Origin of the sequence: Tenacibaculum gallaicum (assembly GCF_003387615.1) — a bacterium.
GTDB lineage: Bacteria > Bacteroidota > Bacteroidia > Flavobacteriales > Flavobacteriaceae > Polaribacter > Polaribacter gallaicus.
Window position 1 is genome coordinate 765,094 of record NZ_QUNS01000001.1, and the last position, 25,293, is coordinate 790,386.

At 32.4% G+C, this 25,293-nt stretch carries 26 protein-coding genes and 1 pseudogene; 10 read left to right on the forward strand and 17 right to left on the reverse strand.

All coding sequences use genetic code 11. The features are described from left to right. Nucleotides 1-9: 9 nt before the first annotated feature. From C7448_RS03570 to C7448_RS03585, 4 genes are all read left to right on the forward strand, one after another. Nucleotides 10-447: a hypothetical protein gene (locus C7448_RS03570; protein ID WP_115899966.1), complete on the forward strand. Its 438-nt coding sequence runs from the start codon at nucleotides 10-12 to the stop codon at nucleotides 445-447. Nucleotides 448-453: 6 nt separating this feature from the next. After that, on the forward strand, nucleotides 454-1,080 hold the full coding sequence (locus C7448_RS03575; protein WP_115899967.1) for an ExbD/TolR family protein: 627 nt from the start codon (nucleotides 454-456) through the stop codon (nucleotides 1,078-1,080). A 17-nt stretch (nucleotides 1,081-1,097) separates the two neighbouring features. Next, the gene (locus C7448_RS03580; RefSeq protein ID WP_115899968.1) at nucleotides 1,098-1,568 is read left to right on the forward strand and encodes an ExbD/TolR family protein; all 471 of its coding nucleotides are present in this window, start codon (nucleotides 1,098-1,100) and stop codon (nucleotides 1,566-1,568) included. 86 nt (nucleotides 1,569-1,654) lie between these two features. Next, complete coding sequence (locus C7448_RS03585) at nucleotides 1,655-2,323, forward strand: porin family protein (protein WP_115899969.1); 669 nt, start codon at nucleotides 1,655-1,657, stop codon at nucleotides 2,321-2,323. Here C7448_RS03585 and C7448_RS03590 read toward each other — a convergent pair. The 11 genes from C7448_RS03590 to C7448_RS03640 form a co-directional block, all read right to left on the reverse strand. Further along, nucleotides 2,318-2,917 carry a hypothetical protein gene (locus tag C7448_RS03590; protein ID WP_115899970.1) on the reverse strand — a complete coding sequence of 200 codons (600 nt, stop codon included), beginning with the start codon at nucleotides 2,915-2,917 and terminating at the stop codon, nucleotides 2,318-2,320. The genes C7448_RS03585 and C7448_RS03590 overlap by 6 nt on opposite strands. Then, nucleotides 2,917-4,380 carry an RNA polymerase factor sigma-54 gene (rpoN, locus tag C7448_RS03595; RefSeq protein ID WP_115899971.1) on the reverse strand — a complete coding sequence of 488 codons (1,464 nt, stop codon included), beginning with the start codon at nucleotides 4,378-4,380 and terminating at the stop codon, nucleotides 2,917-2,919. The genes C7448_RS03590 and rpoN overlap by 1 nt, the downstream gene beginning before the upstream one ends. An 83-nt stretch (nucleotides 4,381-4,463) precedes the next feature. Beyond that, complete coding sequence (asnS, locus tag C7448_RS03600; RefSeq protein ID WP_115899972.1) at nucleotides 4,464-5,897, reverse strand: asparagine--tRNA ligase; 1,434 nt, start codon at nucleotides 5,895-5,897, stop codon at nucleotides 4,464-4,466. Between the two features lie 154 nt (nucleotides 5,898-6,051). Further along, the gene (locus C7448_RS03605) at nucleotides 6,052-8,415 is read right to left on the reverse strand and encodes an efflux RND transporter permease subunit (RefSeq protein WP_115899973.1); all 2,364 of its coding nucleotides are present in this window, start codon (nucleotides 8,413-8,415) and stop codon (nucleotides 6,052-6,054) included. 98 nt (nucleotides 8,416-8,513) lie between these two features. Further along, the gene (gene frr / locus C7448_RS03610) at nucleotides 8,514-9,068 is read right to left on the reverse strand and encodes a ribosome recycling factor (RefSeq protein WP_115899974.1); all 555 of its coding nucleotides are present in this window, start codon (nucleotides 9,066-9,068) and stop codon (nucleotides 8,514-8,516) included. Between the two features lie 47 nt (nucleotides 9,069-9,115). Continuing rightward, nucleotides 9,116-9,826 (reverse strand): UMP kinase, encoded by a 711-nt coding sequence (gene pyrH, locus C7448_RS03615; protein ID WP_115899975.1) that lies wholly within the window; start codon nucleotides 9,824-9,826, stop codon nucleotides 9,116-9,118. Nucleotides 9,827-9,936: 110 nt separating this feature from the next. Continuing rightward, the gene (gene tsf / locus C7448_RS03620) at nucleotides 9,937-10,905 is read right to left on the reverse strand and encodes a translation elongation factor Ts (protein ID WP_115899976.1); all 969 of its coding nucleotides are present in this window, start codon (nucleotides 10,903-10,905) and stop codon (nucleotides 9,937-9,939) included. Nucleotides 10,906-10,996: 91 nt separating this feature from the next. Beyond that, complete coding sequence (rpsB, locus tag C7448_RS03625) at nucleotides 10,997-11,749, reverse strand: 30S ribosomal protein S2 (protein ID WP_115899977.1); 753 nt, start codon at nucleotides 11,747-11,749, stop codon at nucleotides 10,997-10,999. 143 nt (nucleotides 11,750-11,892) lie between these two features. After that, nucleotides 11,893-12,279: a 30S ribosomal protein S9 gene (rpsI, locus tag C7448_RS03630; protein ID WP_115899978.1), complete on the reverse strand. Its 387-nt coding sequence runs from the start codon at nucleotides 12,277-12,279 to the stop codon at nucleotides 11,893-11,895. A 2-nt stretch (nucleotides 12,280-12,281) separates the two neighbouring features. After that, nucleotides 12,282-12,737, reverse strand: coding sequence for a 50S ribosomal protein L13 (gene rplM / locus C7448_RS03635; RefSeq protein WP_115899979.1), 456 nt, complete (start codon nucleotides 12,735-12,737; stop codon nucleotides 12,282-12,284). Between the two features lie 191 nt (nucleotides 12,738-12,928). Then, nucleotides 12,929-13,777: an OmpA/MotB family protein gene (locus C7448_RS03640; protein WP_115899980.1), complete on the reverse strand. Its 849-nt coding sequence runs from the start codon at nucleotides 13,775-13,777 to the stop codon at nucleotides 12,929-12,931. Between the two features lie 129 nt (nucleotides 13,778-13,906). On the opposite strand from C7448_RS03640, the gene C7448_RS03645 reads away from it, so the two are divergent. Continuing rightward, complete coding sequence (locus tag C7448_RS03645; RefSeq protein WP_115899981.1) at nucleotides 13,907-14,878, forward strand: FAD:protein FMN transferase; 972 nt, start codon at nucleotides 13,907-13,909, stop codon at nucleotides 14,876-14,878. Here C7448_RS03645 and C7448_RS03650 read toward each other — a convergent pair. The 5 genes from C7448_RS03650 to C7448_RS03675 all read right to left on the reverse strand — a co-directional run bounded on the left by C7448_RS03650 (nucleotide 14,875) and on the right by C7448_RS03675 (nucleotide 19,915). Beyond that, nucleotides 14,875-15,645 (reverse strand): class I SAM-dependent methyltransferase, encoded by a 771-nt coding sequence (locus C7448_RS03650; RefSeq protein WP_115899982.1) that lies wholly within the window; start codon nucleotides 15,643-15,645, stop codon nucleotides 14,875-14,877. The genes C7448_RS03645 and C7448_RS03650 overlap by 4 nt on opposite strands. A gap of 207 nt (nucleotides 15,646-15,852) precedes the next feature. After that, on the reverse strand, nucleotides 15,853-16,671 hold the full coding sequence (gene map, locus C7448_RS03655; protein WP_115899983.1) for a type I methionyl aminopeptidase: 819 nt from the start codon (nucleotides 16,669-16,671) through the stop codon (nucleotides 15,853-15,855). 29 nt (nucleotides 16,672-16,700) lie between these two features. Next, complete coding sequence (locus tag C7448_RS03660) at nucleotides 16,701-17,231, reverse strand: thioredoxin family protein (RefSeq protein ID WP_115899984.1); 531 nt, start codon at nucleotides 17,229-17,231, stop codon at nucleotides 16,701-16,703. Nucleotides 17,232-17,247: 16 nt separating this feature from the next. After that, nucleotides 17,248-18,765 carry a 2,3-bisphosphoglycerate-independent phosphoglycerate mutase gene (gene gpmI, locus C7448_RS03665; protein ID WP_115899985.1) on the reverse strand — a complete coding sequence of 506 codons (1,518 nt, stop codon included), beginning with the start codon at nucleotides 18,763-18,765 and terminating at the stop codon, nucleotides 17,248-17,250. 382 nt (nucleotides 18,766-19,147) lie between these two features. After that, entirely contained in the window at nucleotides 19,148-19,915 is a 768-nt protein-coding gene (locus tag C7448_RS03675) for a M48 family metalloprotease (protein ID WP_115899987.1), read from the reverse strand. Between the two features lie 115 nt (nucleotides 19,916-20,030). Between C7448_RS03675 and C7448_RS03680 the strand changes: the two genes are divergently transcribed. Further along, nucleotides 20,031-21,788, forward strand: coding sequence for an aromatic amino acid hydroxylase (locus C7448_RS03680; RefSeq protein WP_115899988.1), 1,758 nt, complete (start codon nucleotides 20,031-20,033; stop codon nucleotides 21,786-21,788). A gap of 34 nt (nucleotides 21,789-21,822) precedes the next feature. Then, nucleotides 21,823-22,104 carry a rhodanese-like domain-containing protein gene (locus C7448_RS03685; protein ID WP_115900133.1) on the forward strand — a complete coding sequence of 94 codons (282 nt, stop codon included), beginning with the start codon at nucleotides 21,823-21,825 and terminating at the stop codon, nucleotides 22,102-22,104. Between the two features lie 11 nt (nucleotides 22,105-22,115). Here C7448_RS03685 and C7448_RS03690 read toward each other — a convergent pair whose 3' ends face one another. Continuing rightward, on the reverse strand, nucleotides 22,116-23,066 hold the full coding sequence (locus C7448_RS03690) for a GSCFA domain-containing protein (RefSeq protein WP_115899989.1): 951 nt from the start codon (nucleotides 23,064-23,066) through the stop codon (nucleotides 22,116-22,118). Between the two features lie 111 nt (nucleotides 23,067-23,177). Between C7448_RS03690 and C7448_RS15995 the strand changes: the two are divergent. The 3 genes and pseudogenes from C7448_RS15995 to C7448_RS03700 all read left to right on the forward strand — a co-directional run. Continuing rightward, nucleotides 23,178-23,387: pseudogene (locus C7448_RS15995) on the forward strand (MerR family transcriptional regulator); the annotation flags it as partial. A gap of 6 nt (nucleotides 23,388-23,393) precedes the next feature. After that, nucleotides 23,394-24,071, forward strand: coding sequence for a cobalamin B12-binding domain-containing protein (locus C7448_RS03695; RefSeq protein WP_245939431.1), 678 nt, complete (start codon nucleotides 23,394-23,396; stop codon nucleotides 24,069-24,071). Between the two features lie 211 nt (nucleotides 24,072-24,282). Then, nucleotides 24,283-25,239 (forward strand): fasciclin domain-containing protein, encoded by a 957-nt coding sequence (locus C7448_RS03700; RefSeq protein WP_115899991.1) that lies wholly within the window; start codon nucleotides 24,283-24,285, stop codon nucleotides 25,237-25,239. Nucleotides 25,240-25,293: the final 54 nt, after the last annotated feature.

Below are 25,293 nucleotides of genomic sequence, written 5' to 3' on the forward strand. Positions count from 1 at the left end.
TCAATCAATATGAATAGTAAAATATTAACATTACTAGTAGCTGCAATTTCACTTATCGGTGCTGCATTATTTTTAAATGTAGCAAGAATAGATAAAGAAGATGTAGAGGCAGTGTCAAGTGCTGTTTCTCCTTTAGTAACCTATTCTTTCTGGTTGTTAATTGGGGTAGTAGTAACAGCAGTTGTAGCCTCTATGTGGGGGATGCTTAAAAATCCTGCAGCATTAAAAAAAGTATTATTAGGTGTTTTAGCATTAGCAGTTCTTTTTGCAGTATCTTATTTCTTATCTTCAGATGCACAAGTAATTGGAGCAGATGGAGCAGAATTAGCAGCGCAAGGGAGCACATCTAAATGGGTAGGAACAGGAATTACATACAGCGTTTTCTTAGGAGTAATAGCTAGTGCATTCTTTGTTTGGGATTTATTAAAAGGAATCGTTAAATCATAAGTTAATATGGCAAGAAGAGAAAACCCAGAAATTAATGCAGGTTCGATGGCAGATATTGCCTTCTTGCTACTTATCTTTTTCCTTGTAACAACAACGATGGATGTAGATTCAGGTATCCCTAAAAAGTTAGCTGAAAAAACTGATGTAAAACCACCAATTATTAAAGAAAAAAATATTTTTCAAGTTAGCATTAACCGTAATAATCAACTTTTAGTTGAGGATCAGGTAATGGAGTTGAAAGACTTAAAAGATGCAGCTATAAAATTTATTGATAATGGTGGAGGTATTGGTAACCCAATGCCAGGAAAAGAAGCAGGAGCTACTTGTAATTACTGTAAAGGTGAAAAAGACCCTGAATCGTCAGATCATCCAAATAAAGCAGTAATCTCTGTTGAAAGTGATAGAGGTACTGAGTATGGTACTTATGTTGCTGTACAAAATGAATTGTTAAGAGCTTATACAGAATTACGTAACAGATTGTGCCAAGAGAAATATGGTATGAGCTTTACTGAATTAGAACAAGCTTTTAAAGACAGCGCAAGAAAAGATGAGTCATTAAGAAGGAAAGTAGAAGATATCAAGTCAAGTTATCCTCAAATTATTTCTGATACAGACCCAACAAACGTTCAATAATAGTAAAACAATAGAGTATGTCTAAATTTAAAAAGAAGAAAAAAGGGTTGCCAGCTGTATCTACGGCATCTTTACCAGATATTGTTTTTATGTTATTATTCTTTTTTATGGTAACTACTACCATGAGAGAAACAGATTTACAGGTTGAATCACCTCGTTTACCTAGTGCAAGTGAAGTAAAAAAGCTTGAACGTAAAAGTTTGGTGAGTACAATTTATGTTGGTAAAGCAAAGGATCCAAAATATGGTACAGGATATAACAGAATTCAGTTAAACGACAAAATAGCTACTCCAGATGAGGTACCGTCGTTTATCTATCTTGAAAGAGATAATGTTTCTGAAGCAGAAGTACCTTTTATGACAACTTCAATAAAGGCAGATAGAGAATCGAGTGTAGGTACATTAGCCGATATTCGTGAGAAATTAAGAGATGTTAACGCTCTTAAATTAAGTTTATCTACTCACAAAGGAGATGTTATTAAGAAGTAATTACTTTTAAATAAAACAAAAAGAGCAATCATTTGATTGCTCTTTTTTTATACAAAAAAGGTATATTTATCGTTAGATAATTATCTATGAAGTACATCGTAAGTTTTTTAATGTTTTTTCTGTCTTTACAACTCTTTAGTCAGAAAGATTCTCTACAGTTAGGAGATAAATATTGGGAAGATCAATTATATATTGATATAACCTATAATTTATTACAAGATCAACCTGAGGAATTAGGTAGGACAGGTTTCTCATATGGATTGGCAGCAGGTTATATGAAAGATATACCTTTTAATAGAAATGGGAAAACAGCTATTGCTATAGGATTAGGGTATAACTATGACTCATTTAGTCATGAATTAAAAGTGTTAGAAGGAAATGTAAAAGAGTATGAAACTGATCCTGACATTTCATCCAATAAAATAAAACTTCACAATTTAGAAATGCCTATTCAGTTTAGATGGCGATCTTCAGATGCAAACACGTATTCATTTTGGCGTTTTTATGCGGGTTTTAAAGTTTCTTATAATATAAGTAATAACTTTCGATACGATTTACCATCAGGACAAGTTAGTTTTTCAAATGCAGAAAAGTATAATAAATGGCAAACAGGTGTAACGTTATCTGCAGGTTATGGTACATTTAACTTTCATGTGTATTATGGACTGTCTCCAATGTTTAAAGATGTGAGTCTTAATGGAAAATCAATAGATAGTAAAATAGTTAAACTTGGTTTAAGTTTTTACCTTTTATAATATGTAATAAGCTATAAAAGGGCTAAATAAGCCAATAAAAAAACCTAAGTAGACTTCTCTTACATTATGAGCTTTTAAATGCAACCTAGAGCTTGCAAGAATTCCTGCCAAGAAAATAAATGTTATAATAATAGGTAGTACATAAACAGCCTGTATCTGTTGAAATAATAAGAAATATCCAATAGCAACCCCCATAGATAACAAATGAAGGCTTCCTTTAATCATAAAAGGAAATAGTAAGTAAATAAAGCCTAAACCAAATACAGTCCCGTAAAATAGATAGCTAATATCTTTTACAACACTCATACTAGCGAACATTTTTCCTAGAATTAAAAACAAAGTCATCATAAAGAAAATAGGAAACTTTCGTTCGTTAATACTGTATACGCGAAAAGATTTTATATAACCAATAGACTTTAAAAAAACTAACAAAAGCATTGGGATAAGATAAGTAGCAACAAAAACTATTGATAATATTGTATATTTTTGTTGTTTGTTTAAGCTTATTGGTGAAAGTAAGAAATATAAAATTATGCCTATAGTAGGCATTACAATAGGGTGCAGAATTGTTGATATGAACTTATACCAACGCATTAAATTTCTTTGCGTAATCTAGCGACAGGAATGTCTAATTGTTCACGGTATTTGGCAACTGTTCTTCTTGCAATAGGATATCCTTTCTCTTTCAAAATCTTTGATAATTTTTCATCAGTAAGAGGTTTTCGCTTGTCTTCCTCTTTAATTACAGTTTCTAGAATTTTCTTAATTTCCTTAGTAGAAACATCTTCTCCTTGGTCATTTTTCATCGATTCAGAAAAGAACTCTTTAATTAACTTTGTGCCATAAGGTGTAGAAACATATTTGCTACTAGCAACACGAGAAACAGTCGATACATCCATACCAATTTCATCGGCAATATCCTTTAGAATCATAGGTTTTAACTTACGCTCATCGCCTGTTAAAAAAAATGCTGTCTGACGATGCATAATTGCACTCATAGTTATTAAAAGTGTCTGCTGACGTTGTTTTATAGCGTCTATAAACCACTTTGCGGCATCTAATTTTTGTTTTATAAAAAGTACTGCATCTTTTTGTGATTTAGTCTTCTCTTTAGCATCTTGATACCCTTTTAACATATTGTTATACTCTCTAGAAACATGTAATTCTGGAGCATTACGGGCATTTAAAGTTAGGTCTAAATTACCATCAATAATTTTAATTGAAAAATCAGGAACTATTTGCTCTGCTATTTTATTGTTTCCAGCGTAAGAACTTCCAGGTTTAGGGTTTAATCTACTTATTTCACTAATAATATCTTTTAGCTGTTCTTCAGAAATATTAAATTTTTCTAAAAGTTTTTTGTAGTGTTTCTTAACAAAATGATCAAAAGCTTCTTGCAAAATTCTTACAGCTAAGACTCTGCTTTCATTTTCTGATTTTGCTTTTAATTGAATAATTAAGCATTCTTTTAAATTTAAAGCACCAACGCCAGTTGGATCTAACTTTTGAACTACATTAAGCAAAACATCTTGTACCTTTTCCTCAGTAGTAAAAACATTTTGAGTAAAAGCTAAGTCATCCACTAAATCAATAATATCTCTACGAATATACCCGCTATCATCAATGCTACCTACCAAAAACTCAGCAATAGCACGTTCTTCTTCATCAATTCTAAAGGTATTTAATTGATTTTTTAAAGACTGATGGAAGCTAGTGCCAGCTGCATAAGGAACTTGTTTATCTTCATCATCTGAAGAATAGTTGTTAGTTTGCGTTTTATAACTTGGGTATTCATCGTCACTTAAATACTCATCAATATTTATATCATCAGCCTCTATCTTTTCATTGCCCGAATCGTCATAATCAACATCATTGGCTAAAGTGTCTTCAAAATTTTCAGGTTCATCTTTACCCGTGTCTAATGCAGGGTTTTCTTCAATTTCTTGTTTCAAACGTTCTTCAAAAGCTTGCGTAGGCAATTGAATTAACTTCATCAACTGTATTTGTTGTGGAGATAATTTTTGAAGTAACTTCTGATGTAAACTTTGTTTTAGCATATATACAAAGATATGAAATAGGACAAAAAAAATCGCCATTCGTAAAGGAATGACGATTGTTATTTATAAGTTTTATGATTTTTTTAGAACTCAGCGTTTTGTGGCGTTCTAGGAAAAGGAATTACATCTCGAATATTGCTCATTCCAGTAGCAAATAAAACTAAGCGTTCAAAACCTAAACCGAAACCAGAGTGTACGGCTGTACCAAACTTACGAGTATCTAAATACCACCATAATTCTTCTTCAGGAATATTTAACTCAGCCATTTTTTCTTTTAAAACATCCAAACGTTCTTCTCTTTCAGAACCTCCAACCATTTCTCCGATTCCAGGAAATAAAACATCCATGGCTCGAACAGTTTTACCATCTTCATTCAAACGCATGTAAAAAGCTTTTATATTTGCTGGATAATCAAATAAGATTACAGGACATTTAAAGTGTTTTTCTACCAAATAACGCTCGTGTTCAGATTGTAAATCAACTCCCCATTCATTAACTGGAAATTGAAATTTCTTCTTTTTGTTAGGTTTAGAATTTCTTAAAATATCAATAGCTTCTGTATAGCTTACACGCTTAAAGTTGTTGTCAACAACAAACTTTAATTTTTCAATTAAGCCCATTTCACTACGCTGCGCTTGAGGCTTTGTTTTTTCCTCTTGCGCTAAACGATTGTCTAAAAAAACTAAATCATCATGACAATTATCTAATACATATTGTAATACATACTTGATAAAGTCTTCAGAAAGATCCATGTTATCATCTAAATCGTTAAAAGCTACCTCTGGTTCAATCATCCAAAATTCTGCTAAGTGACGTGTTGTGTTTGAGTTCTCAGCTCTAAAAGTAGGGCCGAAAGTATATATTTTACCCAATGCCATAGCGTAGGTTTCTCCTTCTAATTGACCAGAAACCGTTAAGTTGGTCTCTTTTCCAAAGAAATCTTGAGAATAATCAATTTCACCTTCTTCGTTTACAGGAGCCTTGTTTGCTTCAAATTGAGTTACTTTAAACATTTCACCAGCACCTTCAGCATCAGAACCCGTAATGATTGGAGTGTTTACATAGTAAAATCCGTTTTGTTGGAAATATTGATGTACTGCAAATGATAATGCAGAACGTAAACGCATTACAGCACTAAAAGTGTTAGTTCTTACACGTAAATGAGCATTTTCGCGTAAGAATTCTAAACTATGTTTTTTAGGTTGAATTGGATACTCATCAGGATTTGAATCTCCTAAAATTTCTAAATTAGTTACTTTAACTTCTACTGTTTGTCCTTTACCTTGACTTTCAACTAAAGTACCTTGCATACTAACAGCAGCTCCAGTATTTATTCTTTTTAATAAAGTTTCGTCGGTATTTTCAAAATCTACAACACACTGAATATTATTAATAGTAGAGCCATCATTTAAAGCAATAAAACGATTGCTTCTAAAAGTTCTTACCCACCCTTTTACGTGTACTTCTTGTAAAAAATTGTCAGATTGTAATAAATCTTTAACGCTACTTCTTTTCATGTCTTTATATCTTCAATAAAATCAAGCAAAGATACTTTTTTGCTGTTAATTAGCAATAATAGAAATCGAAGAATAAAGAGTTAACTTTTACATGCTAAGTTTAATAGAAAAAATAAGTATTTATGAGTAAAATATGACTTTCTTGAGACGAACCTTATTTATCTTCTTTTGGAGGTAATATTTTAAACTTAGTTTCTTTTAAAACTTTCTTGTTTGCTATTTTCTTCTCAAACGAAAGTAGGAGAGAAGGTAACAACAATAAGTTTGAAACCATAGCTAACAATAATGTTATTGAAACTAAACCTCCTAAGGCGATAGTACCTCCAAAACTTGAAACAGTAAATACTAAAAACCCGAAGAAAAGTACAATAGATGTATAGAACATACTTACTCCTGTTTCTCTTAAAGCTGAATATACAGCAGGCTTTATCTTCCAATTATTAGCCAGTAGTTCTTGTCGATATTTAGCAAGGAAGTGAATAGTGTCATCTACCGAAATACCGAAGGCAATACTAAAAACTAAAATTGTGGAGGGTTTTATAGGAATGCCAAAGAATCCCATTAATCCACCAGTAATTAGTAGTGGGAGCATATTGGGAATCAATGAGATTAATATCATTTGAGGCGAACGGAACATCCATGCCATAAATATTGAAATTAGTATGATTGCTAACGATAGTGAAATAACTAAGTTTTTTATCAGGTAATTGGTTCCTTTCAAGAAAACTAGTGCTTTACCTGTTAGTGAAACATCAAACTTTTCATCTGGAAATTGCTTATTGATTACAGCTTGTAGTCGCTCTTGGATAATGTCCATTTTATCAGTACCAATATCCTTCATAAAGGTAGTAATACGTGCGTAACGTCCGGTACTGTCCACAAAGTTTTTCAGCATTCCTGAGTTACTATCCGAGTTTTTAGTGTACGAAAAAATGTAGCTTTTCTCCTGACTTGTTGGTAGTTGATAGTACTTAGGATTTCCATTATAGTAAGCCTGTTTAGAGTACTTTACTAGGTTGGTGACAGAGATAGGTTTAGACAATTCAGGGAAAGTTTCAATGGTTTCATTGAGCTTTTCCATCTTTTTCAGTGTAGAAAGTTTCATAACTCCTTTTTCTCTTTTGGTGTCAATTAAAATTTCTAGGGGCATAATCCCTCCAAATTCATATTCAAAAAACTTAATGTCTTTATAAAACTGTTTCCCTTTAGGCATGTCTTCAATCAAACTACCTGATACACGAATCATATACAGCCCAATCATACTTAAAATAATCACAGAAACTGTAGTAATATAAATGGCTATTCGTTGTTTTTTTACCATGCGTTCCATCCAAGAAACAACATTTCCCATCCATTTTTTTTCTAAATGGTTTAGGTGTTTTTTCTCTGGAAGAGGCATGAAACTGTATATAATCGGAATGATTAATAATGCCAAAATAAAAATACTAATGATGTTTACAGATGCCAAAACACCAAATTCACGCATTAGTCTACTTTTAACAAATATAAAAGTAGCAAAACCTGAAGCAGTAGTAATGTTGGTCATCAATGTTGCATTTCCAACTTTTGAAATTACACGTTGTAATGATTTTGCTTGATTTCCGTGTTTTTTTACTTCTTGTTGATATTTATTAATCAGAAAAACTGCATTAGGTACTCCAATTACAATAATTAAAGGCGGGATTAAAGCTGATAATACAGTGATTTCATAACGGAATAAACCCATAAAACCAAAAGCCCAAGTTACTCCAACGCTTACCACTAGTAAAGTAATAAATGTAGCTCTAAATGAACGGAAAAAGAAGAAAAAGATGATAGCAGTTATGAGTAAGGCACCTATAACAAAAATTCCCATTTCATCTGTGATGTTCTGAGAATTCAAGGTTCTTATATAAGGCATACCAGAAACGCGAACATCTATTTTATGATCTTTTTCAAAAGACTTTATGGTAGGAATTAATACATCATAAACAAAATCTTTACGAATAGGAGTGTTTACAATATCTTTATTTAAATAAATAGCTGTTTGTAAAGTACCTTTATCGTTGTATAATAAATTGTTATAAAATGGAAGTTTTTCAAAAAGTTGTTTTTTTATATTTTTAATTTCCTCATCAGTCGAAGGGGCTTCTTCAAATAGGGGTTCAACAACAAACTTTCGTTTCTTTCTATCTGCCTTTAACTGTTGAACATCTGCAACTGATACGGTAAAGTCTACTTGTGGTAAACTATCTAAATCTTTAACAAGCTTATTCCATGCGTTAAATTTAGCAGGTGTAAATATTGTAGAGTCTTTTACGCCTAAAATAATAAGGTTACCTTCTTCTCCAAAGATTTCTAAAAATTTGTTGTACTCAACATTAACCTCATGATCGGTAGGAAGTAAATTGGCTTCTGTATAGGAGAAGCGCATATATTTCATCTGAGTGACTAAAAGTCCTGTAATTATAGCAATAGTAATTAAAACTAAGTAACGATTTCGCAACAAGAAGCCTGCGATTTTAGTCCAAAAAGTCATCCAAAAAAAATTTCAGCAAAGTTATGCTAAATGAATGAATTAAACGAAAAAAAGAGCGTCATATGACGCTCTTTTTTAACTATTCTATAATAAAGAAGTTATACAGTCATAATCTCTTTTTCTTTTACGGTATACTTTTCGTCGATTATTTTTACATAATCGTCAGTTAATGTTTGAACTTCAGCCTCAGCATTTTTTTTCATGTCGTCAGAAATGTCCACTTTTTTAATTTCGTTATTAGCATCTTTACGTGCATTACGAATTCCGACTTTAGCGTGTTCTGCTTCAGATTTAGCTTGTTTTGCTAACCCTTTACGACGCTCTTCTGTTAATGGAGGAACACTGATTATAATATTTTCTCCATTATTCATTGGATTGAAACCGATGTTTGCAAGCATGATAGCTTTTTCAATTTCTTGTAACATATTCTTTTCCCAAGGCTGAACAGAAATAGTTCTAGCATCAGGAGTATTTACGTTTGCTACTTGTGATAATGGTGTTTGAGAACCGTAGTAATCTACCATAATAGTACTTAACATAGCAGGAGTGGCTCTACCAGCTCTAATTCCTACTAATTCTTTTTCTAAGTGGCTAATAGCTTTATCCATTGCCTCTTTTGTCGAATCTAAAATAAAATCAATCTCTTCGTTCATTTTGTTCGTATTTAAAAACCTCAAATAGTCTGAGGATAATTTTCGATTTATTCGTTATCAACTATTGTTCCAATATTTTCTCCAGAAACTAGTTTTAATAGGTTTCCTTGTTTGTTCATGTCAAAAACAATAATTGGTAATTTGTTTTCTTCACTTAAGGTAAATGCTGTCATATCCATTACTTTTAAACCTTTTTCAATAACGTCTTTAAAGGTAATGTTTTCATACTTAACCGCATCTTTATCTTTTTCAGGATCTGCTGTATAAATACCATCAACACGTGTGCCTTTTAAAATAGCATCAGCATTAACTTCAATAGCTCTTAATACAGCTGCTGTATCGGTTGTAAAATACGGATTTCCTGTTCCTCCACCAAAAATTACCACACGCCCTTTTTCTAAATGACGGTTTGCACGACGTTTTATATACGGCTCTGCAATTTCTTTAATTTCAATAGCAGTTTGTAAACGCGTATGAATTCCTTCATCTTCTAAAGCGCTTTGTAATGCTAATCCGTTAATACAAGTAGCTAACATTCCCATGTGGTCACCTTGCACACGATCCATACCTTGACTAGCACCAGCAACTCCTCTAAAAATATTTCCACCACCAATAACAATGGCTACTTCTACGCCTTTATTTATAACTTGTTTTATTTCTTGGGCATACTCTTTAAGTCTATTTGGGTCAATTCCATATTGACGCTCTCCCATCAGTGCCTCACCACTTAATTTTAAAAGGATTCTTTTGTATTGCATTTGTTTTGTTGAAAGTTGTGCAAAGCTACATATTTTTTTTATTCTAATTTTAACACATAAAAAAAAACCATCCAAAAATGGATGGTTTCGTATAAAATTGTTGTTGAGAATTATCCTAAAGTAACTCTTACGAAGTTTTTAACTTCAACATCACCGTAAGAAGAAACGTATTCTGCAACAGTTTTCTTTTCGTCTTTAATAAACTTTTGATCTAATAAACATTGTTCTTGATCTAAAGTTGTATTGTCAGAGATAAATCTTTCCATTTTACCTGGTAAGATTTTATCCCAAATTTGTTCTGGTTTACCTTCAGCTTTTAATTGCTCTTTAGCTTCTTCTTCAGCTTTAGCGATAGCTTCATCAGTTAACTGTAAACGAGAAACAAACTGAGGAACGTTCTTTAAAGTTTTACCTAAACGTACTAACTCTTCGTTGTCTTTTTTAATTGCAGCAATTCTAGCTTCAGTTTCAGAAGCTACATAAGCAGGATCAAAATCTTTGTAAGATAAAGAAGTTGCTCCCATTGAAGCAGCTTGCATAGCTAAGTCTTTAGTTAACTCAGCAGCATTATCTACAACAGCAGTTAAACCAACTATAGCAGCAATTTTACCAACGTGAGTATAGGCTCCTACATATGGTGCTTCGATTTTTTCAAAAGCAGTAATATCGATTTTCTCACCGATAACTCCTGTTTGCTCGATTAATTTTTCAGCAACAGTTACTCCACCAAAATCAGCAGCTAAGAACTCCTCTTTTGTGTTGTAGTTAAAAGCGATGTTTACAAATTCTTGCGCTAATTCTTTGAAAGAATCGTTTTTTGATACGAAATCTGTTTCACATGCTAATACGATAGCAACACCGTAAGTGTTATCATCGCTAATTTTTGTAATAGCTACACCTTCAGTAGACTCTCTATCGGCTCTTTTAGCAGCGATTTTTTGTCCTTTTTTACGTAAAATTTCAATAGCTTTATCAAAATTACCTTCAGCTTCTACTAATGCATTTTTACAATCCATCATACCAGCTCCGGTAGTTTCTCTTAATTTTTTTACGTCTGCAGCGCTAATTTTTACTGACATTTCTATCGTTATTTTTTAGTTGTAAATATATTGTTGTACAAAGTTGTAAAAATTTAAAGGTTCCAATGTAATGAAACCTTTAAATTAAAAATTATTTTGCTTCTTCTTTTGCTGGTGCTTCAGCTGTTTTTTCTTTATCAGCTTTAGCTTTTTCTTTGTCAGCTTTTCTTTCAGTTAAGCCTTCAGCAATTGAATCTGTTACATACGATAATACTTTATCGATAGATTTAGAAGCATCATCATTTGCAGGAATTACAAAATCAATCGGTCTAGGATCAGAGTTTGTATCAACCATTGCAAAGATTGGAATGTTTAATTTTTGTGCTTCAGCAATAGCAATATGCTCTTTCTTTACATCAATTACAAATAAAGCTCCTGGTAAACGAGTCATATCAGAAATTGAACCTAAATTCTTTTCTAATTTCTCACGTTGACGAGTGATTTGTAATTTTTCTCTTTTAGATAATGCATCAAAAGAACCATCAGTCTTCATTCTATCAATAGCAGTCATTTTTTTAACGGCTTTACGAATAGTAACGAAGTTTGTTAACATACCACCTGGCCAACGCTCAGTAATGTAAGGCATGTTTACAGCTTTAGCTTTTTCAGCAACGATATCTTTAGCTTGCTTTTTAGTTGCAACGAATAAGATTTTACGTCCTGAGTTAGCTATTTTTTGTAACGCAGCAGAAGCTTCGTCAATTTTAGCTGAAGTTTTGTACAAATCGATGATATGAACACCATTACGCTCTGTATAAATGTATGGAGCCATGTTAGGGTTCCATTTTCTTGTTAAGTGACCAAAGTGTACGCCACTTTCTAATAATTCTTGAATGTTTGCCATTTTGATAAATGTGTTTACGTTCTGTTTTCGCAATATTTCAGTAGTTATTAAGTCTGAAATATTTAGATACTAAACTGTTAAAAATTGATTTATAAATAACAGTCTCAAAACATTTGAATACTGAAACAAGTTCAGTGTAAATATTAACGTTTAGAGAACTGGAATTTCTTACGTGCTTTCTTCTGACCGAATTTCTTACGTTCAACCATTCTTGGATCACGAGTTAATAATCCTTCTGGTTTTAATACAGCTTTGTTTTCTTCGTTAATAGCTACTAATGCTCTAGTAATCGCCAAACGAATAGCTTCAGCTTGACCAGTAACACCACCACCATATACATTTACTTTAACGTCGTAAGCCTCTAAGTTTTCAGTTAACATTAAAGGTTGTTGAACTTTGTATTGTAAAGTTGGTGTAGTGAAATAGTTTTTAAACTCTCTTTTGTTGACAGTGATGTTTCCACTTCCTTGAGAAACATAAACACGAGCAACAGCTGTTTTTCTTCTACCTATTTTGTGTACAGTTTCCATAATTATTTAAGATCGTTAAGGTTAATAGTTTTAGGTTTTTGAGCTTCTTGATCATGCTCTGTACCTGCGTAAACATATAAATTTCTGAATAACGCACTACCTAATTTGTTTTTAGGTAACATTCCTTTTACTGCTTTTTCGATTAATCTTGTAGGATCTTTTTCGAACATTTCTGTAGCAGTTAATGATCTTTGACCTCCTGGGTAACCTGTGTGACGGATATAAGATTTATCTGTCCATTTTTTACCAGTTAGGTTAATTTTTTCAGCGTTGATAATAACAACGTTGTCTCCACAATCCACGTGAGAAGTATAATTAGTCTTGTACTTACCTCTAATAAGTTTTGCAACTTTAGAAGCTAGACGACCCAATGTTTGCCCGTCCGCATCAACTAAAACCCACTCTTTGTTTACGGTAGCTTTATTAGCTGATACTGTTTTGTAACTTAATGTGTTCATAATTACACGATTAGTTTTTGTCTATTAATAATGATTTTTTCTCCTTTAAAAAGGTCTGCAAATGTACGATTAATTATTTGATTGACAAATAGCGTGTTAGTTTAATTTTTAAGCTGCTTACTTTAGCTAAATGAACTTCATAAAAAAAAGCGTGCTTCAAGCACGCTTTTTTGAAATTGTATGTTTAAAAACTATTCTACTTTTTGATCTAATAAATCAAAGAATTGATTTAATCTAGGTAAGATAATAATTTTTGTACGTCTGTTTTTAGCTTTGTTAGCAGGACTGTTATTCTCTACTAAAGGAACATAACTACTTCTACCAGCAGCAATCAACCTTTGAGGAGCTACATTGTATTTTCCTTGTAATTCACGAACAATAGCTGTAGAACGTAATACACTTAATCCCCAGTTATCTTTTAATGATGAGCCAGCACTTACAGGAGTATTATCAGTATGTCCTTCAACCATAACGTCCATTTGAGGCTGTCCGTTAACAACAGTTGCAACTTTCTCTAACACTTTAGAAGCTTTGTCGTTAATAGTATAGCTTCCGCTTTTAAATAATAACTTATCAGAAATTGAAATAAAAACTACAGTTTTTTCAACATTTACTTCAATGTCTTCGTCATCAATACCATCTTGTAGTTCTCTCTTTAAATGGAAAGCAACAACTAAATTTAATGAATCTTTTTTAGAAGCAGCTTCTCTAATTTTGTTGATGTACTTATCTTTTTTGCTTAATTGAGAAAGTGTTTCTTTAATATTGTCATTAGCACCTTTGGTTAACACTGTTAAGTTTTCAACTTGTTGTAAAGTGTTTTCTTTATCTCTTTTTAGTTCTGTTACTCTTGACTCTAAAGAAAATGCTTTGTCTTCACAGTTTTCTTTTTCAACTAAACATTTTGTTAAGTTAGCTTTTACGGCTAGCAACTCTTCTTTTGTTTGTTCGTGTTTAGCTTTTATTGCTTCTAATTCTTTTGTCGAAGCACAAGATGCTAGTAAAATCGAAGCGGTAAGGAATAAAAATATTTTTCTCATTTTATTCTGATTTTTTTAGATGTATTTATTAATAGTTAAGCAAATTTATAAAAATGAAGACACAAAAAAGAGAATTAACAATCTTTTATGAAGTGTGAATACATTATTTTTGTGACTAAATTTTTAAAGATGATTAAAAGGATAACGCTTTTAGTAGTTTCATTATTGTTGGTAATAGCTTGTAAGGAAGAAAAAAGACAACATATAACTAAATTGCAAGGAGCCGTTTTTGGTACTACATATCATATAACTTACTTGAAAAAAGTTGATTACCAGAAACCTATTGATAGTTTGTTTAGCTTGGTAAATAAATCCTTATCAACATACCTACCTACTTCTGATATATCAAAGATTAATCAAGGAGATACGACTGTGGTGGTTGATGATATGTTTGTAGAAGTGTTTGAAAAGGCAAAGAGAATTTATAAAGAAACAGATGGTTACTTTGATCCTACTATAGGAAGATTAATAGATGCCTATGGGTTTGGTTCAGGTAAAGAAAAGAAGAACTTAACATCAGAAGAAATTTCAGTTTTAATGCAAAATGTAGGGTTTGATAAAGTTGTGTTAAAAGATAGGAAAATTCATAGAGAAAGTAAAAATATTGAATTTAATGTAAATGCTTTTGCAAAAGGATATGGAGTAGATGTAGTTGGGTGGTTTTTAGAATCGAAAAACATTCATAATTATCTAGTAGAAATTGGAGGAGAGATTAGAGCGAGAGGAACAAAAGATGGAAAGTTATGGAAAGTAGCAATTGAGAAGCCTAATGTTGACGGAACACGTTCTGTTCAAAAAATAATTGAACTGGATGATGAGTCTATGGCAACTTCGGGGAACTATAGAAAGTATAAAATAAATAGTGAAGGAAAAAAAATAGTACATACTATAAATGCAAAAACAGGATTAGCAGAAGAGAGTAACCTACTAAGTGTGTCAGTTCGATTAAAAGGAGACTGTGCTGATGTAGATGCGTATGCAACTGCCTTTTTAGCTATGGGGTTAGAAAAAACAAAAGAATTTCTTAAGGAGCATCCAGAACTTAAAGTGGTATTGTTATATCATAATGATGCAGGAGAACTTGCAGAATTTGTAAACTAGTTTTTATAACATACAGGCAAAATTTCACCTTTCATTAACGCAAATCGTTCTAGTTTTTCTGGAGCGATTTTTTTTGTGTAGTCAATTTCATCAACTGTAAATCCGATAGAACGTAGTTTGTCGAAATAATCATGACCATACACACGAACATGGTCGTACTGACCAAATATTTTTGCACGCTCTTTAGTTTCGGTAATAGAATCGTCTTCAAAAGTAACTTCCCTCGATAAATCCTGCGGAATTTGAAAAATACCAAATCCACCAACTTTCATTACTCGATACAATTCTTGCATCGCTTTGGTGTCATCAGAAATATGTTCTAAGACATGGTTACAAAAAACAACATCGAAAGAGTTGTCTTCAAAAGGAAGATCACAAATATCTGCTTTTACATCTGCAATAGGTGACTCTAAATCAGAAGTAGTGTATTCTAAGTTTTGTTGCTTTCTAAAAAGGTCTAAAAAACACTGTTCAGGAGCAATGTGTAATACTTTTAATCTTTTATCAGAAGAAAAAAAGTTGCTTTCTCGCTGTAAAAAAAGCCACATCAAACGATGTCTCTCTAACGACAGTGTAGAAGGAGAAAGTGCATTTTTACGTTGGACTCCATATCCGTAAGGTAAAAACTTCTTAAATGATTTTCCATCAATAGGGTCTGTAAAGTTATCTCCTTTTAGCCACCAAGTAATAATAGGCCTTGCTAGGTAACTAGCCTTAATTAAAAAAGGTCTTGGAATGGTATTAAGTATCGTTTTGAAAATGCTCACTTAGTTTTTATCAGTTAAGTAGTTCTTTATTTTTTTTGAAGTTACTAGTTTCCAAAGAAGTATTATGCCAAAAAACATTTTTAAGATAAACCCTACGAAAAACATCTCTAGGGCATATGGCCAATGCATAACTTTAAACAAAGAGACAAAAACGGAATAGATAAATAGAATAACTAAAACAATTAGTATGTGTCTTATTGTTATCAATTATATAACTAAAGGTTGCTGTCTAAACTCAGCTTCCTCAGTACTTTCAATACCTAAAGCTTCGTATATGTACTTAAAAGTGGATAATAATTCAGGTTTACCATTAACAATAGCTACATCGTGCTCAAAGTGAGCAGATGGTTTACCATCTAAGGTAGTAATTGTCCAACCATCACTGTGTTGACGAATTTTGTGAGTTCCCATATTAGTCATAGGCTCAATAGCAACGACCATACCTTCTATAAACTTTTTACCACGACCTCTACGTCCGTAGTTAGGCATTTCTGGATCTTCGTGCATCTTACGCCCTAATCCGTGTCCTACCAACTCACGAACAACACCATAACCATGTTTTTCAGTAAAGTTTTGAATAGCAAAACCTACATCACCTACACGATTTCCTGTTTTAAGTTCACGAATACCCACGTATAAACTTTCTTTAGTGATGTCTAGTAATTTTTGTGTTTCAGGTTCAATTTCACCCACAGCAAACGTGTAAGCATGATCTCCGTAAAAATCATTTTTTACAGCACCACAGTCAATGGAAATAATATCACCCTCTTGCAAAGGAGTGTTATTGGGAATTCCGTGAACTACTTGTGAGTTAGGACTCATACAAAGTGTATTTGGAAAATCGTACAAGCCTAAAAAACCAGGAATAGCTCCTTGCTCACGAATAAAATCTTCGGCAAGTTTATCAAGTTGCAATGTAGTAACCCCAGGTTTTACTTCTTTGGCAAGCATACCTAAGGTTTTTGATACTACTAAAGCACTTTCGCGCATTAATTCAATTTCTTCTCTAGTTTTTGGTTTAATCATGGTAAAAATATTGAGGCGCAAATTTACAGTTATTTTTGATATGGATGTTTGTATTCTTGACCAGATAGTATTTTTAAGAAATCTTCCTCAACAGTACTATCTTCTACAGCGTGTTCTACAAAACGACCAATTTCTTTTCCGTCTTTGTAAAATATGAAGGTTGGAACTCTAATTACATCGAAGCCATCTTCCAAACCATTGGCTTTTTTCTGACGGTTTACTGTGACTAATTCAAGGTTTTTGTATTCGAATTCAGCTTCGTCTAAAATTTTGTAAAAGTTAGGAATCTCTCTCTTGCTGTCTCCACACCAAGTTCCCATAAATCCTTTTATTTTTATATCCTTTAGGTATGGTTTTAGTTTTTCTACGGTGCCTTTATCAGTTTCGTAATATGAATAAAAATCGTTGAACCACTCACTTCCGTAAGGTTCTTGTTGGAAGTCTTTTTTAGTGGCAATACCAACTAAATTCCCATTTTTGTTTTTTGTTGCAATGTTTTTTGGTGTCGATGCGCAAGAAACAATTAATAAGGCTACAAAAAGGTATATGATTTTTTTCATCTGTTTGATTTTATTTTTAAATAAGCGAATGTTGTGTCATTTCTTTAGGTTGTTCAATACCCATTAATTTTAAAATTGTTGGAGCGACATCGCCTAAAATACCACTTTTTATTGATTTTAATTCGTTGTCAATTAAAATCATAGGAACCGGATTAGTGGTGTGTGCTGTATGTGGTGTTCCATCTGGATTAATCATGGTTTCACAGTTTCCGTGATCAGCAATTAGAATAGTGGTGTAATCATTATCTAGAGCTTTGATTATTACATCTTTTACACAATTATCAACAGCTTCACAAGCTTTTACCGCTGCTTCAAAAATACCAGTATGACCAACCATATCTCCATTTGCAAAGTTTAAGCAGACAAAATCTACGTCACCTTTTTGTAACTCAGGAACAATCGCATCACGAATTTCAAAAGCACTCATTTCAGGTTTTAAGTCGTAAGTAGCTACTTTTGGTGACGGACATAACAAACGTTTTTCTCCATTGAATTCTTTTTCTCTTCCACCAGAAAAGAAAAAGGTTACATGAGGATACTTTTCTGTTTCAGCAATTCTTATTTGAGTTTTTCCAGCTGACTCTAATACCTCACCTAACGTGTTTTCAATATTTTTTCCGTCGTAAATAACATGAATATTGTTAAAAGTGTCATCATAGCTTGTCATGGTAACAAAATACAAGGGTAACTTTTTCATATTGAACTCAGGAAAATATTTTTGACTTAAAGCCTCTGTTAATTGACGTCCCCTATCGGTTCTAAAATTGAAGAAAATAACTACGTCATCTTCTTTAATAACGGTTTTCGGTTGATTGTTTTCGTCAACCATGATAATAGGTTTGATGAATTCATCGGTAACATTAGCATCATAGCTTTGTTGAATGCTTGATGAAGCATCTAAAGAAAAAGAGCCTTTCCCGTTTACCAAAGCGTCATAAGCAAGTTGTACACGCTCCCAACGATTATCACGATCCATAGCATAGTAACGACCAGTAATTGTTGCCAATTCACCCGTTGTTTTTTGCATGTGTTCTTGTATATCGTTGATAAAGTATTTTCCTGATTTAGGATCGCAATCACGTCCGTCAGTAAAAGCATGTAAAAACACATTGTCTAACTCATACTTATCTGCTGCGGTAAGCAACCCTTTTAAATGTTCTATGTGTGAATGGATTCCTCCGTTGGAAACCAGTCCTAAAAAATGCACATTTTTATTGTTTTCTTTGGCGTATTCAAAAGCATTTAGAAGCTCTTTTTCTTGAGCTAAAGTGTCTTCTTTTACAGCTTTGTTAATTTTAGCTAAGTTTTGGTACACAATTCTACCAGCACCTAAATTCATGTGTCCAACTTCCGAATTTCCCATTTGCCCTTCAGGTAAACCAACATGTGTACCATCAGTTCTTAACTGGGCATGCGGAAAATTATCGTATAACGAATTTATAAATGGAGTTTTTGCGTTGTATATAGCCGATACTTTTGGATCTTGGGTAATTCCCCATCCATCCAAAATCATTAAAATTACTTTCTTGTTCATTTGTTGTGTGTTGCACTGCAAAAGTAAGAAAGATTTTTGGGGAATATTTTAGGAATTCACGAAAACAAACGCAATATATAGTAGTAGAGAGAAGATTATGAGAAAAGCAATACTGTTTTTAATAAATCGGTTTGTATTTCCTCTTATAGTTTGTAGACGAATCTTCTCTAGCTCTTTTTTATTTGTGGATTTATTAAAATATAATTTATCACTGTTTTCTTTTTGAAAACGTTCAAGCTTGTCAAAAGCACTAACCCTTTTCCTTTTATTGTTTTTTAAACTGGTAATCATTGCTGATACCGCACCTCCGAAGCTCATAGCAAACTAATTTTAAGATACAGCTATTAGTGTCTTTAATTAGTCAAACGTTACAAAAACAACATTACTTTTTATATTTACGAATAGCTTCTTTAATCTTTTCAATTCTGTTTTCAGGGTCAGGGTGTGTGCTTTGAAATTCAGGAACTCTATTAGGGCCTGCAGCTGCTTTTAAAATTTCCATGACCCCAATTAAGCTTTCAGGGTTATAACCGGCATCAATCATTAATTTAACACCTAATTCATCACTTTCTAGTTCATCACCACGGCCGTTCTTTAATAAGGTTTGTTGTCCGATGTTATTGGCTAATTGTCCCAAATCAGCACCTACAGAAGCTCCCATGGTTAGTAATTTCCAAAAGTTAGCATCCGTAATTCGTTCATTGGAGTGTTTTCCTAGTACATGACCTATTTCGTGTCCTAAAACTCCTGCCAATTGATCTTCATTTTTTAATTGAGAAAATAAAGCATGAGTAATAAAAACTTGTCCTCCAGGTAAGGCAAAAGCGTTAATTGTTTTTTCATCTCTTAAAAGGTGAAAGTTGAATTGGTAGCCAGATTTTTTTGCTACGGTGTTGTTTACAAGCTTAGCACCTACTTTGTCTACCAATACCTGAGCATTTTCGTTAGGATACAAACCTCCGTGTTGCTGAGTCATTATAGGGGTTTGTCGTAGTCCGATAGCAATTTCTTGTTCTGGAGATAAGCTAACAGCTTGTGTTTTTCCTGTGTAAGGGTTTACCTCTTGTTGACTGCATTTACGTAAATAAGCAAAAGCTACAATAGCTATCCCTATAAGTAAACGAGTTTTAAAACCTCCTTTAATTTTCATCAATATGTTGTTTTATTAGTCCCGAAAGTAAAAATACAAAATATATAATTTAACGGATATCAATTTTTTGTGAACTATAAAAAACTTAAATTTACACAGCAAAACAAACAACATTATGGAGCCTCACTTTGAATTGAACGAAGTTACTAAGAAGTTACCCAAGCACTTACATAAGTTTGTGGTACAACAGCCATATGATGAATATACGGCTCAAAACCAAGCTGTATGGCGTTATGTGATGCGTATGAATGTAGATTATTTAGGAAAAGTAGCACATGATTCGTATTTAGAGGGGCTGAAAAAAACAGGTATTTCAGTAGAAAAAATTCCTTATATGCAAGGGATGAACCGTATTTTGAAAGAAATTGGTTGGGCAGCAGTGTCTGTAGATGGATTTATACCGCCAAATGCTTTTATGGAGTTTCAAGCATATAATGTGCTAGTAATCGCATCCGATATGCGTACGATAGATCATATTGAATATACGCCTGCACCAGACATTATTCATGAGGCAGCAGGTCATGCGCCAATTATCGCAAATCCAGAGTACGCTGAATATTTAAGGCGTTTTGGAGAAATAGGAGCAAAAGCAATTTCTTCTGCAAAAGATTATGAAATGTATGAAGCTATTCGTTTGTTGTCTATTTTAAAAGAAGACCCTAACTCTACTCAAAAAGATATTGACGAAGCGCAAGAAAAAGTTGAGTGGTTACAAGATAATATGGGAGAACTTTCAGAAATGGCTCAAATTAGAAACTTACACTGGTGGACAGTTGAGTATGGATTGATTGGAACTCTTGAAAACCCCAAAATTTATGGAGCAGGATTGCTATCTTCCATAGGAGAAAGTAAATGGTGTATGAAAGATGAGGTAAAAAAAGTTCCGTATACATTAGATGCTGCCAACGTAAGTTTTGATATTACTAAGCCACAACCTCAATTGTTTGTTACGCCAGATTTTGCTCACTTAAGTTTGGTGTTGGAGCAGTTTGCGAATAAGATGGCAATACGAACAGGAGGATTGAAAGGTGTAGAAAAGCTAATAAATTCCAAAAATGTAGGAACTATTGAGTTAAGTACTGGTGTTCAAATATCAGGAGTTTTTACAAATGTAATTACCGATGAAAATAACAAAGCTATTTATGTGCAAACGACAGGTCCTACTGCGTTAGCAAATAGAGATAAAGAATTAATAGGTCACGGAATTACTTATCATGCAGAAGGTTTTGGAAGTCCGATAGGGAAGTTAAAAGGAATTAATATTCCGATAGAAAATATGAGTCCGCGTGATTTGAAGGCTTATGGAATTTATGAAGGAGAGCAAGTTACGTTAGAGTTTGAAGGAGGAATAAAAGTAGTAGGAGAAGTTATTACTGGAACTAGAGATTTACGTGGTAGAATTTTACTGATTTCTTTTGAAAACTGTATGGTTACTCATGGAGAAACACTATTGTTTCATCCAGATTGGGGAATTTATGATATGGCGGTTGGAGTTGAGATAGTATCAGCTTTTGCTGGATCAGCAGATGTGGTTTCTTTTGGAGATGTTGGGAAAGTATCGGAAACTAAAACCCACAAAATTCAATATTCTGAGTCAGACAAAAAATTATATAGTTTGTATGACAAAGTAAGAGAGATAAGAGAAAATGGCATGGTTTCTGAGGAAAAAATTCAGGAAATTTTTAAAGAAGTAAACACGCAGTTTAAAAACGATTGGTTATTGCCATTAGAGTTGTTAGAATTAGCTGTGCTAAACAATTTTTCAATAAAAGAAACGTTACGTGAATACATTGAAAACATGAAAAGTAACAAGAGTTACACTACGTTAATTGAAAACGGTTTACTTTTGTTGGAAAATTACCAAGAAGTATAAAATGGGATTATTTAATTTATTTAGAAAGAAAAATATGAGTAACGAAATACAGGAATATTTAGCTAAAGGAGCGGTTGTACTAGATGTAAGAACTTTAGCAGAATGGAATGAAGGGCATAGCGAAGGAGCTAAGCATATTGTGTTAGCTACGATTCCTACAAATGTAGATGAGATTAAATCGTGGAACAAACCAGTAATTGCAGTATGTAGAAGTGGTGGTAGAAGCGGACAAGCAGCCGAGTTTTTACAAAATCATGGAATAGATGTAATTAATGGAGGTCCTTGGCAAAATGTAGATCAATTTTTAGTAAAATAAATACATAAAGATTAAAAGTTTATAAAAGGAAATGCTTGTAAAAGTGTTTCCTTTTTTTGTTGCAGCTTTTTTAAAAATGATTGATGTGCTTCTGAACTAGGATTAAAAGGCTTATGATTTAAGCCTCTTTGAATGGTTTCAACTTCTTGCATAGTTTGGTTAGATTTTTCTGTAATCCAAACCTCTTTAAATTTTTTCCAGATATAATTTATAGCGGTTTTGTTTGGGTGGATCATGTCTTCATTATAAAAACGATAGTCACGCAACTCATCCATCATAATCTCATACGAAGGGAAATAATAAAGATTGTTTCTAGGTTCTACTACTTGATGTATGGCAGAAAGTAAATGTGCTTTACTACGCTGATTTTCTATAAAACCATCTTTTATATGTCGCACAGGAGATACCGTATAAATAATTGAAATATCTTTATTTATTGATTTAACTAAAGAATTGATCGCTTCTAAGCTCTCTGAAATTTCTTCAACAATTAATAATTCTTTTGAAAATATTTTTTGCGGAACTTTATGACAATTGGCGACCAAAGTATTTGAAGTGATTTCTCGATAAACCCAAGCAGTACCTATAGTGATAATAAGATGCGTGGTGTTTCTCAGTTGCTGAAAAGTTTGTTGTATTGATGAGTTTAAGTTGTTTAATAACTCATCCTTGTCAGAAGTGCTTAAGCTAGAATGTGCTTCAAAAGAATGCCAACGTTCATTGTGAAAGAAAATATCTTTATCAGTATATTTTTCTTCGTTTATAGCTTTTGTAATTAAACTTTCAATCGCTTTTGGGTGGAATAAAATACCCAATGGGTTTTGTTTTGATTGAAATTTATAATAGTTTAGTTTATCACCAATGTTTTCAGAAAAACAAGAACCTAATAATAATAGCTTTGATTGGTAGCTAATTTGATTGTGTTTTTGTTTTATAAGTGGTATTTGCGTCTGAAAATTCATGAGTTTTGAGAAAAATAACAATCAAAAATAAGTATAAAATATTCATAAGAAGCACTATAAGTTCCTAGTTTATGAAAATTTGTATCTTTGTTCAAAAGAATTCAGAATAAATTGAACAATATAAAATCTACTTTCACAATTAAAGACCTGGAAAATATTTCAGGAATTAAGGCCCATACTATTCGAATTTGGGAGAAACGATATAATCTGTTATCACCTGATAGGACAGATACAAATATTCGTTATTATTCTTCTGAGAACTTACAGAAGTTGCTTAATGTAGTATTGTTGAATAAAAACAATATAAAGATTTCTAAAATAGCCGAAATGTCTGATGACACAATCGTTTTAAAGGCAAGAGAGTTGGCTTTTAAAATGGCTGTAAATGACGAAGCAATAAATTCTTTTAAGTTGGCAATGTTTCAGTTTGATAAAACGTTATTTAACAATGCTTACAATAGGTTACTTAAAAGAAAAACGTTTAGAGAAATCTTCAAAGACGTTTTTGTACCTTTTTTAAATCATATAGGGTTATTGTGGCAAACAGATACGTTGTTGCCAGCACATGAGCATTTTATTTCGAATTTAATTGTCCAGAAAATTCAAATAAACATAGAGAAGTTAGAGTATTCTAATAATAATTCAGAAATGAGCTATGTGTTATTTTTACCTGAAAATGAGATTCATGAATTAGGATTGATGTACCTAAATTATGAACTTATACTAAGAGGGTATAATACGATTTATTTAGGGCAAAGCCTGCCTTTAGATAATTTAGATTGTTTTTTTAAAAGTAAATCGAAAGTTTGTTTTATTACATCTATGACTGTTCAGCCATACGATGATAAAGTAGAAGAATATTTTTCAGAAATTGAAGCTGTACTTGAAAACACTAACCATGAATTGATTGCTATAGGAAACAAAGTGATGGCTGTTGATAATGTAGATTTTAAAGCTAAAATAAAAGTGTATTCCTCCCTTAAAATATTTTTAAATCAGTTCTAATTTTTTTTGATCTATATAATTTTGTTTATTTTTTATTTGTTTTTGTTAAACAAAAAATGTAATTTTGACTAATGTTTTGATTTTCAATACATATTTTTTTAACGAAACTAATTTTGTTTAATGTTTTTTAGTATAAAATAAACAAAGTCTACCGAAGCTGAAAAGTAGACTATAAAAAATAAGAGTAAGCAATAATTTAAAGTGTGAAATTATGAAAGTAAAGAATTTGACCTCGGTGTTGTTTTTGGGTTTGTTTTTAAGTTTTGGTTTATTAACATCATGTAGTGATGATGACCCAGTAATAGAAAAACCAAAGAATATAGTTAATGTAGCAGTTGCAGATTCTAATTTAAGTGTTTTGGTTGCAGCTTTGCAAAAAGCTGATTTAGTATCAGCATTACAAGCTGACGGGCCTTATACTGTTTTTGCTCCAACTGATGCAGCATTTCAGGTGTTGCTAGATAGTAATGACTCATGGAATTCATTAGATGATATTCCAGTAGAAACATTAAAGTCGGTATTGTTATTTCATGTGATAAGTGGTGAAGTAAAAGCGGCAGATTTATCTAATACTTATGTGAATACCTTGTCAACAGGTCCAAATGATGAGATGTTGTCATTACAAGTAGAAGTTGATGGAGCAGTGGAGTTTAATGGGGATTCAAAACCAATTGCTACAGATGTTATGGCTTCAAACGGAGTTATACATACAATAGATAAAGTAATGTTACCAGCTAATGTAGCGACCTTAGCGTTAAATAATAGTGGTTTTACTTCTTTGGTAGCAGCATTAACAGATAGCCGTCATACTACAGATTTTGTTTCTTTATTAAAAGAGGATGGGCCATATACAATCTTTGCTCCTACAAATGATGCATTTCAAGCATTGTTAGATAGTAATGATTCTTGGAATTCATTAGCAGATATTCCTATTGCAACATTAGAAGCAGTATTAAAGTATCATGTGTTTGCAGGAGGAAATGTGCAGTCAGATGAATTAAGCGACGATCAAGAAATTACAATGTTTGATGGCAATATAGTTACAGTTGATTTATCTAGCGGAGCAAAATTAGATACAAGTTCAGGGCAATCTGTTGTAATCTCTTTAACCGATGTGCAAGGAACTAATGGAGTAATTCATGTAGTAGATAGTGTTCTTTTGCCTTAGTTTTATAGTAATGTGTTGATTACGAGTAAAAACATTTTTTTCACTCGTAATTAA